The organism is Bacillus cereus group sp. TH152-1LC (assembly GCF_027710505.1).
Taxonomy (GTDB): domain Bacteria; phylum Bacillota; class Bacilli; order Bacillales; family Bacillaceae_G; genus Bacillus_A; species Bacillus_A mobilis.
The window spans coordinates 630173-642893 of record NZ_JAQFNK010000001.1; the positions used below are offsets into that span (position 1 = coordinate 630173).

A 12721-nucleotide genomic window follows, 5' to 3' on the forward strand; every position below is an offset into this window, starting at 1 on the left:
TTAATTTAATTGCTAATATCGATTGAAACGAGAGGACTGATGTTGAGCTCTGAAAGCAGCATTTATTTGTCCTTGTAACATTTTTTCTCTGATATCGCGAGATTGGTTTTTTTCTTGCTCTTGTTGTTTTCTATTTTCTTGTTGTCTTATGTTGTATGTGGAAACGCCTTTATTCACTTTTTTTGAAATCTCAACTAACTTTTCAATGTCGTCAAAAGAATATTTTCTTGTTCCTCCATTGCTTCTGTCAGGAAATATTAATTTTCTATCCTCATAATATCGAATTTGTCGTTCTGATAATCCTGTCATCTCACTGACAGCACCAATTGTAATCGCTTTAATAGTTTTGAATGACAACGAAAATCACTCCTTTCCATATTATTTATGAGAAAAGAATTAAATCCTGAAATGTAATTTATGGATTTTCGATAAAAAAAGTGACCTAGATTTGGTCACTTATGAATTTTAATGTATTAGGTTGCTACTATGGTTTTGTTAAGATATTTATGCTTTCTATATAATTCTACAAAATTTCCGTCTCTGTTGAACCAAAAATTGCGAACCCATTGAAAAGGACGAATTTGGATTGTTCCAGTATCGGTAGGAAGTGTGACTTTAATTCCGAATAAATCCCCTTCATCGATATACAAACAGTTCCATTTGGCACCAGGTATATTTTGAACCAATGCTTCACCTAAGTAGAATCCAAAAGGAATAAATGTAGTAGTCAACGGGGGTTGTTCTTCCAAAGGATATAAATGATTAAAGCATTCCTCCAATGAAATTAAATCTTGTTCAGAGTAATCACCTCTAAAGATATATTGATTACCTGCTAGTTGGAAAGCCACCTGAAGGAGTTTTACTGCATTTTCCTTCATTCTTTCAATCATGATTACATTTTGATTTACAACATCAGTAGAAGAAACAGCATTCATATTACATAACCTCTTTCTATAAAAAGGCTCTTCACCTTTTCGAGTTTTTATAGATTGTACTACAAAAAATAAAAACTCAATTAAAAATAAAAAAGAAGAGCATGTAAGCCCCTCTTTTAGTAGTTTGGAAATTTAATATTTATACATTCGTTGCATTTAACGAAATACTTACCTTTGTATACCCAAGAATCGATTTTGAATTCTTTTGTTTTGTTAATCTTATTTGGGCAAAGCCAGCAGTATATTGTTTTTGTTTTTCTCCAACGTTGTTTTCTCATATATAACACCCATTGCTATTATTTGATATCTCTTTCTTTTGTTTGTAATACCCCTTTGTTTTGTACAAAATACTCAATTCCTGAATATATTGTGATGATGGCAGAAGTCCACAATGTAATTTGATTTAGAAGAGGATGTAAATTAAGAATTAATGTGATGATAGTAATAATTTGAATGACAGTCTTAAGTTTTCCGGCAAAGCCAGCTGCAATGACTACTCCTTCGGAAGCAGCTATTACACGAAAACCTGTAATTGCTAATTCTCTAGATAAAATCAAGATTACAATCCAAGCTGGAGCTAAGTCTAAATCTACAAGTGCGACAAAACCGCCTGTCATGAGTAACTTATCCGCAAGTGGGTCCAAAAATTTACCAAAATTCGTAACCAAGTTAAGTTTTCTTGCTAAATAACCATCTAACCAGTCTGTAAGAGAGGCGATTCCAAATACAAGCAAAGCTAATAGTGTATTTGTTTTGAAAATCCATATGCTACCTAAATCAAACGGTGACAATAAGAAAAATAAAAATATGGGAATGAGAAAAATCCTTAATATAGATATTTTATTTGGAAGGTTCATTTGGGTATCTCCTTTATATTAGGTTTTATAATGTTTTCTTTTAAAGAAATGTTCATTTTTCCTTGCTCCGGTGAAGGATATATTAAAAGGGTTTTAATAGAATGCAAGTAAATGCAATTATAGAGTAGTTATTAATGAGAAGTGAAGGGAAGAAGGTAAGAAATGAATAAAAAGGCTAACTTAATTTTATTGGTACCTTTGTTCTTTATAGCATTTTTGTTTTTAAGAGACAAAGAAATCCATATACCATTTTTAGATAAGAAAAAACCTAATTTGATAGTAGTTCAAATGGAAGCATTTCAAAGTTTTGTTCTTGAAAAAGATATAAACGGGAAAGAGATTACACCTAACTTAAATGCTCTTATTAAAGACGGTGTGTATTTTCCTAATTTCTATCTGCAAAATGGAGCGGGGTCTACATCAGATGCAGAATTTATGTTTAATACATCTCTATATCCATTGAAGCCACCTTTAGTTGCAACTACAGGGGCATCGTTACAAGAATTTAATAGTCTTCCAAGGTTATTAAAAGACGAAGGATATAAGGCGTTAACATTCCATACGAATAGAGCAGTATTTTGGAATAGAAAAGAATTATATTCAGCTTTAGGATTTGATAAGTATTATGATAAAAAAGACTTCGAGGAAAAAGATGTAATGGCGTTTGGTTCTTCAGACGAAGTGTTGTATGAAGGAACTGCAAAAATTTTAGGGAAACAAGATGAACCATTTTATGCGCATGTAATTAGTATGTCTGGTCATTATCCATTCGTATTGCCTAGTAAATTGCGAACGTTCGACCTTCCTGAAAACTATAAAGGTACGATGGTAGGAGACTATGTTGAGGCAGCTCATTATGCAGATGCAGCTCTTGGTCAATTCATACAAGACCTTAAAGATGCTGGTAAATGGGATAATACAATCTTTGCTGTATATGGAGACCATAGAGGAATTGAACCTGTATTCCAAAATAAAAAAGATGAACAGGCGATGAAGAACTTATTAGGACGTAAATATGATGAAGTGGATGCTTTGAAAGTACCATTTATCATTCATGCTCCTAATTTGAAAGCAGAAAAAATTGAACGTGTTGGAGGGCATTTAGATATGATGCCTACTATTGCTTCTTTGTTGGATGTATCATTGAACAAAAAAGAAGTTTTCGGGCAGAATTTATTTGAAAATAATACCCATGTAGTAGGAGAACGCGGTCATTATGCTCCAGAAGGTACATTCGTTGCTGAAGGAAAATATTTTAACCCAGAAACAAAAACTGTAATTGATATAAAAACACATCAAAAAGAAACAGGAGATATTAAAAAGTATCAAAAGATTGAAAAGGAATTATTAAATAGATTTAAAGAGTCGGATAATGTTATTGCTGGATTACCACTAAAAAAAGAATCGTTTGGTAGAGAATTAACGGTAACAGAAAAAACGATGTTATATACGGAACCGAATGAAAAATCGAGAACCAATCAAACAATTCCTGCTAATACAACAGTAGATTCGTTTGATTCGAAAGCAGGAAACTGGTATTCCATTAAATTAAATAAAAAGGAATATTGGATTAAGATAAAGAATCCAATTCTTGAAGGATGGAGTTTTGTAAAAGTAAAGGGTGAAATTCCTCTTTATAAAGAGCCAAATAAAAAAGAAAAACCTGTTATGACCGTGAAATCTCAAAATTTATTTGTTTCTGAAGAATGGATAGGTAAAGGTTGGTATAGAGTGTTCACTTGGGCAGGGAAAGATTTATGGGCTAAAGTCGAATAATTTACATAAGGTTGCTTATTTTAAGCAACCTTTGTTTATTCATGTTGTATTCAGAATATGGATACAAAAAATATTTTGAATTTGGTTTTATTTTTGTTAATATAAAATATGTGTCTTTACAATTACATAGAGTGATTCCAAGTTTAAAAACATTGATTTTTAAGAAGTGAGGAATAAATAAATGAAAAAAGCAAGAGTAATATATAATCCGTCTTCTGGTAGAGAAGAAGGGGTTAAATATTTAGCAAATATTTTAGATACATTAGAAGAAATGGGTTACGAAACATCTGCTTTTGCTACGAAAGGCAAAGGGGATGCCACTAGAGAAGCAGAGCGAGTAACAAAATTAAAGTTTAATTTAATTGTAGCGGTTGGTGGAGACGGAACAGTCAATGAGGTTGTAAATGGAATGGCTGGTAAACCGTATAGACCAAAACTTGCTATTTTACCACTTGGAACAACAAATGATTTTGCTAGAGCTATTGGTGTACCAAGAGATATCAACAAAGCATTAGAAGTTTTAAAGAAAAAACAAAGTAAAGCTGTAGATATAGGCAAAATGAATGATAGTTATTTTATTAACATAGCCGGTGGGGGTTCATTGACTGAATTAACATATGAAGTTCCAAGTAAATTAAAAACGGCTATTGGACAACTTGCTTATTATTTAAAAGGAATTGAGAAAATAGCTTCAAACAAGTCTTTTAAAGTGGAAATTGAAACGGATGGTAAAGTGATTGAAGAAGAAGTTATGATGTTTTTAGTAACAAACACAAATTCAGTAGGAGGGTTTGAGAAACTAGCTCCTTTTGCAAGCTATCAAGATGGTTACTTAGATGCATTATTTGTGAAAAAGTGTAATATTGCAGAATTCGGTAAACTGATGACATTATTATTGCGTGGTGGTCACTTAAATGACCCTAAAATCATTCATTTCAAAACAAATAATATGGTAATTCGAACAGAACAGGATATTCAAATTAATCTGGATGGAGAATTAGGAGGAATGGCTCCTTGTAATTTTGAAGTGTTGAAAAAACACATTAAAGTTATTGTGAATCAAGATTTTCTGAATTAAGAAAGAAGCTGCCTAGATAGAGGCAGCTTTATTTTTTTGCTGTTTTTGTAAGGGTTTAAGATTGTGTAATAACTATCAATCCTTTTTATTATTATTGATAGTTATAAAACCTCTTATGCCTCCAAATATAGTTTCTAAAAGGATTGCTGTTCCTAAAAAGTGCCATATATCTTTAAAAATAAATTCTAAAACCTCCAACATTTTCTTCACACCTTTCATTATTCTATTAAATGAATCTTTAATCATTTATACATTTACGTATCATTAAAACCTGCAATAATAATTAAGAGATTTTAAAAATGATATCAAATATACATACTAACGGAACTATCTGTAACTTAACATTATAGTATGCAGCACGTATAACAAATTAGAAGTAAATAACGTAACTTTTCTCTCAATATAAACGAAAAATAACCATCAAATTCTATTACAAATTGATGGTTATTTTAATATGTATTTTAGAATTTTGTGAAAGGTAACGGAATCCGCTATCCACTCCACAAAGTTTATTTTAAAATTCCTGGTCCGTCTTTGGACAAATCCTAATTGTTATTCCTGGCTCACTTGAGCAATGTTAAACTCGTAAATAGCAATCCTCATTTACGAATGTAAAGATTGAATTAATAAACCAAGTTTTTATGTTGCTCGCCAACCCTCGAACCTCAAGAGGTAAATAACAGGTTTTTATGTTGCCTGCCAACGACACTGGCACCCGTAGTCCAGGACGGCGGGATGAGGTATTTATTCTCCCTTATCGAGTTATTTCGTTGCTTGGTCAACGGTGACTTTTGGTTACGTCTCATATTTTGTGTCTCCGACGCAGAGAATTCGAGAGCCACCCCCGAATGTCTTTCGACCCGTGTTCATTATATATTTTATTTAATTTTTTTCAAGTAATTCCTCTTTTAAAAAACAACAATCGCTGCGAGAACATTATTTCATATACATTAACTACAAAACAAATTAAATATCGAAAAAAGAAAAACATACAATGATGGGAAATTATAGTTAATGAATAATTGGGGAGGTATCAATAGATATGATGATGAACTTTTTTTATGTTACAGAGATTATATCTAAGCAAAATGAAAAGGAATATGTGCGTAACTTCGCTGTGGAAATAAAAAAAACAAAATATGTAGTAACAAAGAAAAAAGGAAGGCAAAGAGGTGTAATAGAGTGGGGAAAGAGAGAAGTGAAATTCGAAATTAGAGATAATAAATACCTGTTTCTGTTTACCAACAAAAAAGAAGATATTTTAATTATAGAGAAATGTTGGCGAAAGATGTACGGGGACGATGATTTAAAATTAGTTGCTCAAGAAATACCAAAAGGCTTCTTTATTGGTGAATACTTTTCTTCTGAACTTGTTGATTTTGAATGTACGCAAGAAGGATTACAAGCAGAGTTGTGGATTGAAAAGGAAGAAGTAATGGTAGTGTATGATGTTTTCGGATATGTAACGTTTACTATGCACATGAATCCAGTGATAGGTGATAAAGTAATAGATTTTTCTATTGATTTCTTGCGGAAAATCGATGAAATAACAAGTGCTCCGGATTAAGATAAAAATTATTACTCTAAATAATATAGTTTTGGGGTAAAGATGTAGGGGCGAATTTAATGAATTAGTGAGGTGGTAACTGTGTCAATGCAGCCGAACCCAAAGAAAACAACATGCCAAAAGTGTGGAAAGGAATTTATGGGCGAATTCACTACACTGGGATTTGCTTTAGGGTGGCATAAATTCTGTTCAAAATGCAGAAAAAAGCAATGAAAATAGGGATTGCTAGTAATGAAACAACAAACTTTTAAAAAGGGAAGGTTGGTGTAAAATGTGATAACTGTATTTGCTGTTACAAAAGAGAAAAAAATTATCAAAAATATTACAATCAAAGAATTATCAACTTTAGATGTAGATTGGTATTGGGTGGATTTTGATAATCCAACAGAAGAAGAGGTTTTGTTACTAGAAAAACACTTTAATTTTCATCCTCTTGCGATAGAGGATTGTCTGCACTTTATTCAGCGACCAAAAATAAACTTTTATGAAAAAGGTGAACTTGATAAGTATGCATTTTTAGTGTTGACTGCTTTAAATAAAGAAACGTATGAAGCAGAAGAAGTGGATGTATTCTTAGGACAAAATTATATTGTTTCTTTTCATAAAGGCATACTAGATGGGCTTTCTCAGTTGAGACAAAAAATAGAAAGAGGGAATATGGACGAGATTTCTCCGGTCTATGTACTACATGCCTTAATTGATAACTTAGTGGATGGATATTTCCCAATTATCTACGAAGTAGAAGACCAAATTTTAATGTTAGAAGATAAAAAGAACGTGCTGCCAACAAATATTATTATGGAACGACTATATGAAGTTCGAAGTGATTTAGTTATGTTAAGAAAAAGCATTGTTCCTATGAGGGACTTGTTATATAGAATCATAAATATATCGAAAATCGATGGAATTTTGGACTTTAAACATTACTTTACAGATATTTACGACCACTTAATGAAATTAACCGAAATGGTCGAAACAAATAGAGAATTATCATCAGATATTCGCGATAATCAATTGTCGATACAAGCGCATAGAGCAAATGCTATTATGATGACTTTAACAGTTATCACAGTAATTTTTATGCCATTGACCTTTATAGCTGGAATATATGGAATGAATTTTGATTATATGCCAGAATTAAGTTACAAATATGGATATTTTATTGTTTTAGGAGCTATGTTTTTGATTAGTTTAGTTATGGCTGTATTTTTCAGAAAAAAAGGTTGGTTTAAATAAAAATTAAATACGATAAATAGAAGAGAAGTTGAATTGTTAGGGGTAATGGTTAGATGGATAATAAAAGTAATATTTTACAAGCTGAAAATAATAAAGATTCATTTGAAACATTAATAAAAGAATTAGGTGGAAAAGTAATTGAGATAAATCCAGATAAAACTTCATATATAAATCCACTTGAAATCGATGAAATATAGATTGGTTATTTAAAAGAAAATTAGATATATAGAAAATGATTCATAATAAAAATCAGTTGATTTCTTCATATCAACTGATTTTTTTAATTTACAGAATGGACAAAGCAGGTGCCATATTCGTGTATGTAGATTATTAATTTAGCATAGTTTTGTTAAACTACTGTTGAAATTTTTGTTTTTAAATCTTTTAAACAACTTGGACAAAGCCTAAAGTTTGCCACATCAACACAGTCCGACTCGATGGGCAATTCAATTGATATACAAAATAGTTTTACTTCGTCTTTGTCGTTTTTTGTAAAACAGGAATGGCACCAAAGGTGTGGTTCTGATACGCCTGAAAGTTTAATCATTTTTCGAAACCTCTCTTGCTGAGTAATTATAGTTAATTTAGAATATATTTGAATTTTTTTTCGAAACTCCTATGCTTAAACTAATATCGATTCAGAAGGGAAAGTAGAAAAAATACCAAGGAAAAGTGATAAAAAAGCAGTGAAATTATAAATCACCGCTTTTAATATATATAGTTTGTCTGTATTTTGAATTCTGTAATTATATAAAAATTATACTTAGTTTTTGTTTAATTCTCTATTTATATAATCTCTAGCCCATTGTAATTCTTTGTAATGAACAAGAGACTGCCAATCAGGATAGTAGCGTACATTCCCATAAGTATCGTCTTTACGGTAAATACCTATCCCTTTATATGTTTCTACCAATCTACTCTTTTTTAATTCATTTTCTACTGTTTCAGCATGTTCTTTGCAATACTCTCCGTCTAGAGTGCTAAAATCGACATCTCGAACATATACGATTAAATCTCCAGATTGAATACCCTTATTACATTTTTGACATATAAGCATAACTATCACCTTTTCTATTTTTTATGTCTTACTCTTTTTGTCTTACATACAACTTACAATGTAGATTTAGGGTGCAAATTGCCCTTTTTAATAAGCGTTACTGAAATTGGGCTTACTCTATTGATATATGGTAGTTTACCGTCTAAAGAAATACCGAAATCACCTAGTCTAGATACCATAACAATTTTGTAAGTTTTGTATCCATATTTCACTTCATCGCCTTTTAAAATGCCATTATATCCAACAATTTTACCTGCATTTGGAGTAATTTCACCTAGGTCTTGGAATGCTATCTTTTCTATTCCATTTTCATTTGCGTCTGCTTCGTGCCATTCGATTTTAGGCATTATTAATCCCGTCCTTTTCACTATATGTGTGTATTTTTCATTTCCTTAGTAATTAATCTACTCTATGCAACTACCGTAGTCAAAGGCAATAGATTCTTTTCTCATTCTCAAAATGGTGCATCATTTTCATTATTCATCTTCAAAAGATAATTTGTAATCTTCCCATTCTGCCTCACAATTGCACTCTACAACGTTCGTTTCACCAACAGGTTGGCAGTCGCACTGGCACATATCTAAAACTAGTTCATCTTCGTCCATAAAATTTAATATCTGCCTAGCGGTGTAAGATGCCTTAATTACTCGATTTGTTTTTTTGCTTGTTAAAGTTACTTCCATGAATGATTCCTCCGGTTTGCAACATGATTCTGTTGCTTATTTAGTAGAAAATACAAAAAAGATATATCTTTGATATCTATTAAGAAAGTGGTTTTTGAATTTCGAAGAAAAAGTAACCTTCGTATTCGTCTTGTCCTTCACCTGTGAAATAGAACCCATTTTGCTTATACCAAAAATTGTCCAATGTTTCTTCTTTTGACATTCCCCAGATTTTGTTTATTTGAGGGAAATAACTAAATAATTCTGTAATAAATTTAGTGCCCCAACCTTTTCGACGATATGGTTCGAATACCTCGAATAAATCAATGAATAACGATTGTTCGCTTATATATAAGTGAACTTTCCCGATTTCGTTTTCATTGTCGATATAAGTATATCTTTCTTCTTTGCCATCTGCCAATAGATGAATGCCTGTAGATTGATAGTTTTCTTTTTTTAGCATTAGTATTGCTCCTTTATTTTATATTTTCCTTGAATTAATTATAGTTGTAATTTGAAATATTTGTTGATTTAAATTTTGAAAATTAATTTCAAAGAAAAATAATAATTGGTACACAATTGTATTTGAAAAAAGGTGTTGCGATTCATACATGTTTTATATAAGAGCCGTTTATTTAAAAAGATTCACGTAAAAAATGAATAGGTGTTAAAATATAAAAAAACAAAAAGGAGCAAGTGCTATGAAACAAAAATTAATACAATTACTTCAAGAATCTATTAAAGAAAAATGGGAAGAAAATAAACTTCCAGTCATGATAAATGTACAAGAATTCATTGATATAGAGGATGTTGAATTGGTAGATATTTCATTTGATATGAAACAAAGTAAAAATTACGAATTTGAATATGAACAATATATTCTGCATTTTCAGGTGAAAGAAAAAGAAATTAAAGTGGACTATTTAGGGGAAGATGAAAACGAAGATGTTTGTGTAGAAGAATTGCTTCCAAATAATTTATATGTAATCGCAGAGAATAGTGAAAATGGCGGGGATGTATTTTTCTATGAAGAAGAAAATATAGAATATGAATGGAATTATGGATTGGTTCGTACACTAAATCAATTAGAGATAAGAGAAGTAATAGAATCTTATAAGGATGAATTAAAAGAAGCAGAGAATGAATATGTCCAAGGAAAAGATGTGGAATTTTTCGAAAAATACAAGGATTACTTGAGCGGTGTAGTATCTGTTAAGAATAGCTTGGGTTCTACTGTAACGCTGATATTAGAAAGCGGTATGCCTCTTCATGTAAGTAAATACAGTATTGAAAGTTGGGTTTCTAAGAAAAAAGGATAAACAAATCTTTGTATGAAAAATTAAAATTCACAAATAGGAAGAGGGAATAAGGAATGAAAGTTTCATTAAAAGATGTAGCTGAGTTGTTGTGTTTCGGGGGTGTAAAAACAGAAAAAGAATTATTACAGCGAATAGACGGACAATGGGAATACAGAAAAAATAAAACTGTAGAAGATGTAAAAAAGGCTATGTCAAAAGGAATAAAAATAGGTATGGGAAAAACGGAAAATGAAATAGATGGTATTGCTCTATATTTAAAAGATGTATTTAAGGAAGTTCGAAAAAAGCGTAATTGAAAGTTATGAAAATCATAATGTTAGAAAGTAGATTAAGTTGACCGCTAAAGTAATAGCGGTCTTTTTTTATAAATTAATAAAAAAAACCAGAAAAACAGTATTTTTTCATTCTGAATTGGTAAAATGGTCTTAGAGAATATTAAGTCCTTGAAAGGAAGAAAATAATATGGAATTACGTCATATTTATAAAGGTTTTGCCGTTTATTACGATGAAGAAAGTCAAAAATACATGGCAGACGGGTACAATGAGAAAAAATCAAGTGCGACAGAACTACACTCTTATATAGATGATAAAGGGATTTTTCCTATTTTAAGTGATGCAGCAGTAGTTGTTATGTACAAATTAGGTTATTTCAGAGTCAGCTTTTTGATAGAGTATGAAAACTTAATAAAGCAGGAAACATGGTCTAATGGAGAAACAGAATTGGTATTTCATTATGATAATGTAAATATTGATGTCAAAGGACCAATTAACCCACAAGAATTTATGCAAATCATTCGAAAAGTGGGGAATTTCCATACCAAAAAAGATAACAAAACAGTTTTTAGCAACATTATACAGGGGCATTTGAAGGCTCATTTAACTAAGAAAGGCAAAATCGCTAATCTTAAGAAGACTAGCGATATAATTGCGAAGGGCATTGTATCTCATATAGAATTTCACAATGAATGAATGCAAGGAGAAAACAAAATGACCCTAATATTCAAAATAAAAGCTAATTCTACACCGGTGAAAGAAATTCTTACGGTAGATATGAATGAACAAGACGTTAAAAAATCTATTGAAGGATTTGACATGATTTTTATTGTGAAAAATAAAGAAAATCCCCAAATAGGAAAATTAGCAGCTAAAGTTGCAAAGGAATTGGGTATTTTATCTGTTGGTATTGCGTCGATGTCGAGTTTGGATTGTTTAGGTTCAGAAATAATAAATAATCCAATACCACAATTCTTAAAAGAAGAACGCAGAAAAGCATATTTAGGCAAAAACTTAATATAAATAGTTTGCCTACAAATAATATTTTATAAAATATTATTTGTTAAAGAAGCCTTGTTCATGTTATCTAAACTTAACTTGTACAAGGCTTTTTTCTTTTAAGGGAATTTCACATGAGGATAAGGATTATGAGATTGGAAATACCATCATACACTCTGTATAACCATATAGGATGATTGAAATATAAAACAGTTTTTCAGGTGTAAAATAAATAAAAAAGGCGTAGATATATTGTACATGTATGATATATCTACGTTATTTGTTTTACTGTCTTGGGAGTAAATCTCCTAAATATAATTTAAAAATCGTTCTTTATGTTTTTATTATGGATGTTAAATTACGATTCCGATATTAAGTTCTTTAATTAGCAGATAATCCATACCTCGACCATCTGTTCCTTTTCTAATCTCTGCTTTCACCGACGAAATTCTAGTTGGAGAATGAAGAGCCGTAACAGCATTTTCGAATTCTTCCACGCTGTTTACCTCGGTATATATATCTAATTCACGCTCAACTCCTTCTTTCAGGATTTCGTTCCCATCTAGGATAAAGTAATTCCCTAATAATATGACAACCGTTAAATTTCTAATGCTATCTTTCATTATTTTGTAGTCCATTTTTTCTATCTCTTCTAAAAATACTTTGGTGGTGTTTACCATTTCTTCATTGCAAATATAAATTAATTCAGCTTGTTTCAGGAAATCTTCTACATTATCAATTTCTTTATCTACCAAAGCTTTCAATTTATTTGTCTCGAAAATCTCTCTAACTTCTTTTTCTAAATGTTTCATTGAATTTCCCCCTATTTGCATTTGTTATAAACATTATATCCCAAATTTGGATTGTTTTATTGAAAATCATGTTGGTATTTTATCTGTTGGAGTGGTATTAATAATGGAAATGTTTAGCCCTTCGATGATATGTTATAAAATGACTTGTTA

At 30.8% G+C, this 12721-nt stretch carries 17 protein-coding genes; 9 read left to right on the top strand and 8 right to left on the bottom strand.

Features of this window, described 5'->3' with window-relative positions; all coding sequences use genetic code 11:
* Positions 1 to 12: 12 nt before the first annotated feature.
* From PDL00_RS03235 to pgsA, 3 genes are all read right to left on the bottom strand, one after another.
* Positions 13 to 357, bottom strand: a complete 345-nt coding sequence (locus tag PDL00_RS03235) for a MerR family transcriptional regulator (RefSeq protein WP_098007138.1) — start codon at positions 355 to 357, stop codon at positions 13 to 15.
* 116 nt (positions 358 to 473) lie between these two features.
* A complete protein-coding gene (locus PDL00_RS03240) occupies positions 474 to 935 on the bottom strand; it encodes a hypothetical protein (RefSeq protein ID WP_270726339.1) in 462 nt (153 codons plus the stop codon).
* Between the two features lie 296 nt (positions 936 to 1231).
* Positions 1232 to 1792, bottom strand: a complete 561-nt coding sequence (gene pgsA, locus PDL00_RS03245; protein ID WP_270726341.1) for a CDP-diacylglycerol--glycerol-3-phosphate 3-phosphatidyltransferase — start codon at positions 1790 to 1792, stop codon at positions 1232 to 1234.
* A 162-nt stretch (positions 1793 to 1954) separates the two neighbouring features.
* On the opposite strand from pgsA, the gene PDL00_RS03250 reads away from it, so the two are divergent.
* The 5 genes from PDL00_RS03250 (at position 1955) to PDL00_RS03270 (ending at position 7646) form a co-directional block, all read left to right on the top strand.
* On the top strand, positions 1955 to 3568 hold the full coding sequence (locus tag PDL00_RS03250) for an LTA synthase family protein (RefSeq protein ID WP_270726342.1): 1614 nt from the start codon (positions 1955 to 1957) through the stop codon (positions 3566 to 3568).
* A gap of 181 nt (positions 3569 to 3749) precedes the next feature.
* Positions 3750 to 4646 carry a diacylglycerol kinase gene (locus PDL00_RS03255; RefSeq protein ID WP_098879767.1) on the top strand — a complete coding sequence of 299 codons (897 nt, stop codon included), beginning with the start codon at positions 3750 to 3752 and terminating at the stop codon, positions 4644 to 4646.
* A 1042-nt stretch (positions 4647 to 5688) separates the two neighbouring features.
* On the top strand, positions 5689 to 6213 hold the full coding sequence (locus PDL00_RS03260; protein ID WP_270726347.1) for a hypothetical protein: 525 nt from the start codon (positions 5689 to 5691) through the stop codon (positions 6211 to 6213).
* Between the two features lie 273 nt (positions 6214 to 6486).
* Positions 6487 to 7449 (top strand): magnesium/cobalt transporter CorA, encoded by a 963-nt coding sequence (gene corA, locus PDL00_RS03265; RefSeq protein WP_270726350.1) that lies wholly within the window; start codon positions 6487 to 6489, stop codon positions 7447 to 7449.
* A gap of 53 nt (positions 7450 to 7502) precedes the next feature.
* On the top strand, positions 7503 to 7646 hold the full coding sequence (locus PDL00_RS03270) for a hypothetical protein (protein ID WP_270726353.1): 144 nt from the start codon (positions 7503 to 7505) through the stop codon (positions 7644 to 7646).
* A 566-nt stretch (positions 7647 to 8212) separates the two neighbouring features.
* Here PDL00_RS03270 and PDL00_RS03275 read toward each other — a convergent pair.
* The 4 genes from PDL00_RS03275 to PDL00_RS03290 form a co-directional block, all read right to left on the bottom strand.
* Positions 8213 to 8506 carry a hypothetical protein gene (locus PDL00_RS03275; protein WP_270726355.1) on the bottom strand — a complete coding sequence of 98 codons (294 nt, stop codon included), beginning with the start codon at positions 8504 to 8506 and terminating at the stop codon, positions 8213 to 8215.
* Positions 8507 to 8559: 53 nt separating this feature from the next.
* Positions 8560 to 8853: a hypothetical protein gene (locus PDL00_RS03280; protein WP_270726359.1), complete on the bottom strand. Its 294-nt coding sequence runs from the start codon at positions 8851 to 8853 to the stop codon at positions 8560 to 8562.
* A 129-nt stretch (positions 8854 to 8982) separates the two neighbouring features.
* The gene (locus PDL00_RS03285; RefSeq protein ID WP_270726362.1) at positions 8983 to 9189 is read right to left on the bottom strand and encodes an acetyltransferase; all 207 of its coding nucleotides are present in this window, start codon (positions 9187 to 9189) and stop codon (positions 8983 to 8985) included.
* A 79-nt stretch (positions 9190 to 9268) separates the two neighbouring features.
* Entirely contained in the window at positions 9269 to 9631 is a 363-nt protein-coding gene (locus tag PDL00_RS03290) for a hypothetical protein (RefSeq protein ID WP_270726365.1), read from the bottom strand.
* A gap of 238 nt (positions 9632 to 9869) precedes the next feature.
* Between PDL00_RS03290 and PDL00_RS03295 the strand changes: the two genes are divergently transcribed.
* From PDL00_RS03295 to PDL00_RS03310, 4 genes are all read left to right on the top strand, one after another.
* Positions 9870 to 10487 (top strand): hypothetical protein, encoded by a 618-nt coding sequence (locus PDL00_RS03295; protein WP_270726368.1) that lies wholly within the window; start codon positions 9870 to 9872, stop codon positions 10485 to 10487.
* A gap of 53 nt (positions 10488 to 10540) precedes the next feature.
* Positions 10541 to 10783: a hypothetical protein gene (locus PDL00_RS03300; RefSeq protein WP_270726370.1), complete on the top strand. Its 243-nt coding sequence runs from the start codon at positions 10541 to 10543 to the stop codon at positions 10781 to 10783.
* Between the two features lie 166 nt (positions 10784 to 10949).
* A complete protein-coding gene (locus PDL00_RS03305; RefSeq protein ID WP_270726373.1) occupies positions 10950 to 11456 on the top strand; it encodes a hypothetical protein in 507 nt (168 codons plus the stop codon).
* An 18-nt stretch (positions 11457 to 11474) separates the two neighbouring features.
* Positions 11475 to 11783 (top strand): hypothetical protein, encoded by a 309-nt coding sequence (locus tag PDL00_RS03310; RefSeq protein WP_270726376.1) that lies wholly within the window; start codon positions 11475 to 11477, stop codon positions 11781 to 11783.
* A 329-nt stretch (positions 11784 to 12112) separates the two neighbouring features.
* Here PDL00_RS03310 and PDL00_RS03315 read toward each other — a convergent pair whose 3' ends face one another.
* Entirely contained in the window at positions 12113 to 12571 is a 459-nt protein-coding gene (locus tag PDL00_RS03315) for a hypothetical protein (protein ID WP_270726377.1), read from the bottom strand.
* Positions 12572 to 12721: the final 150 nt, after the last annotated feature.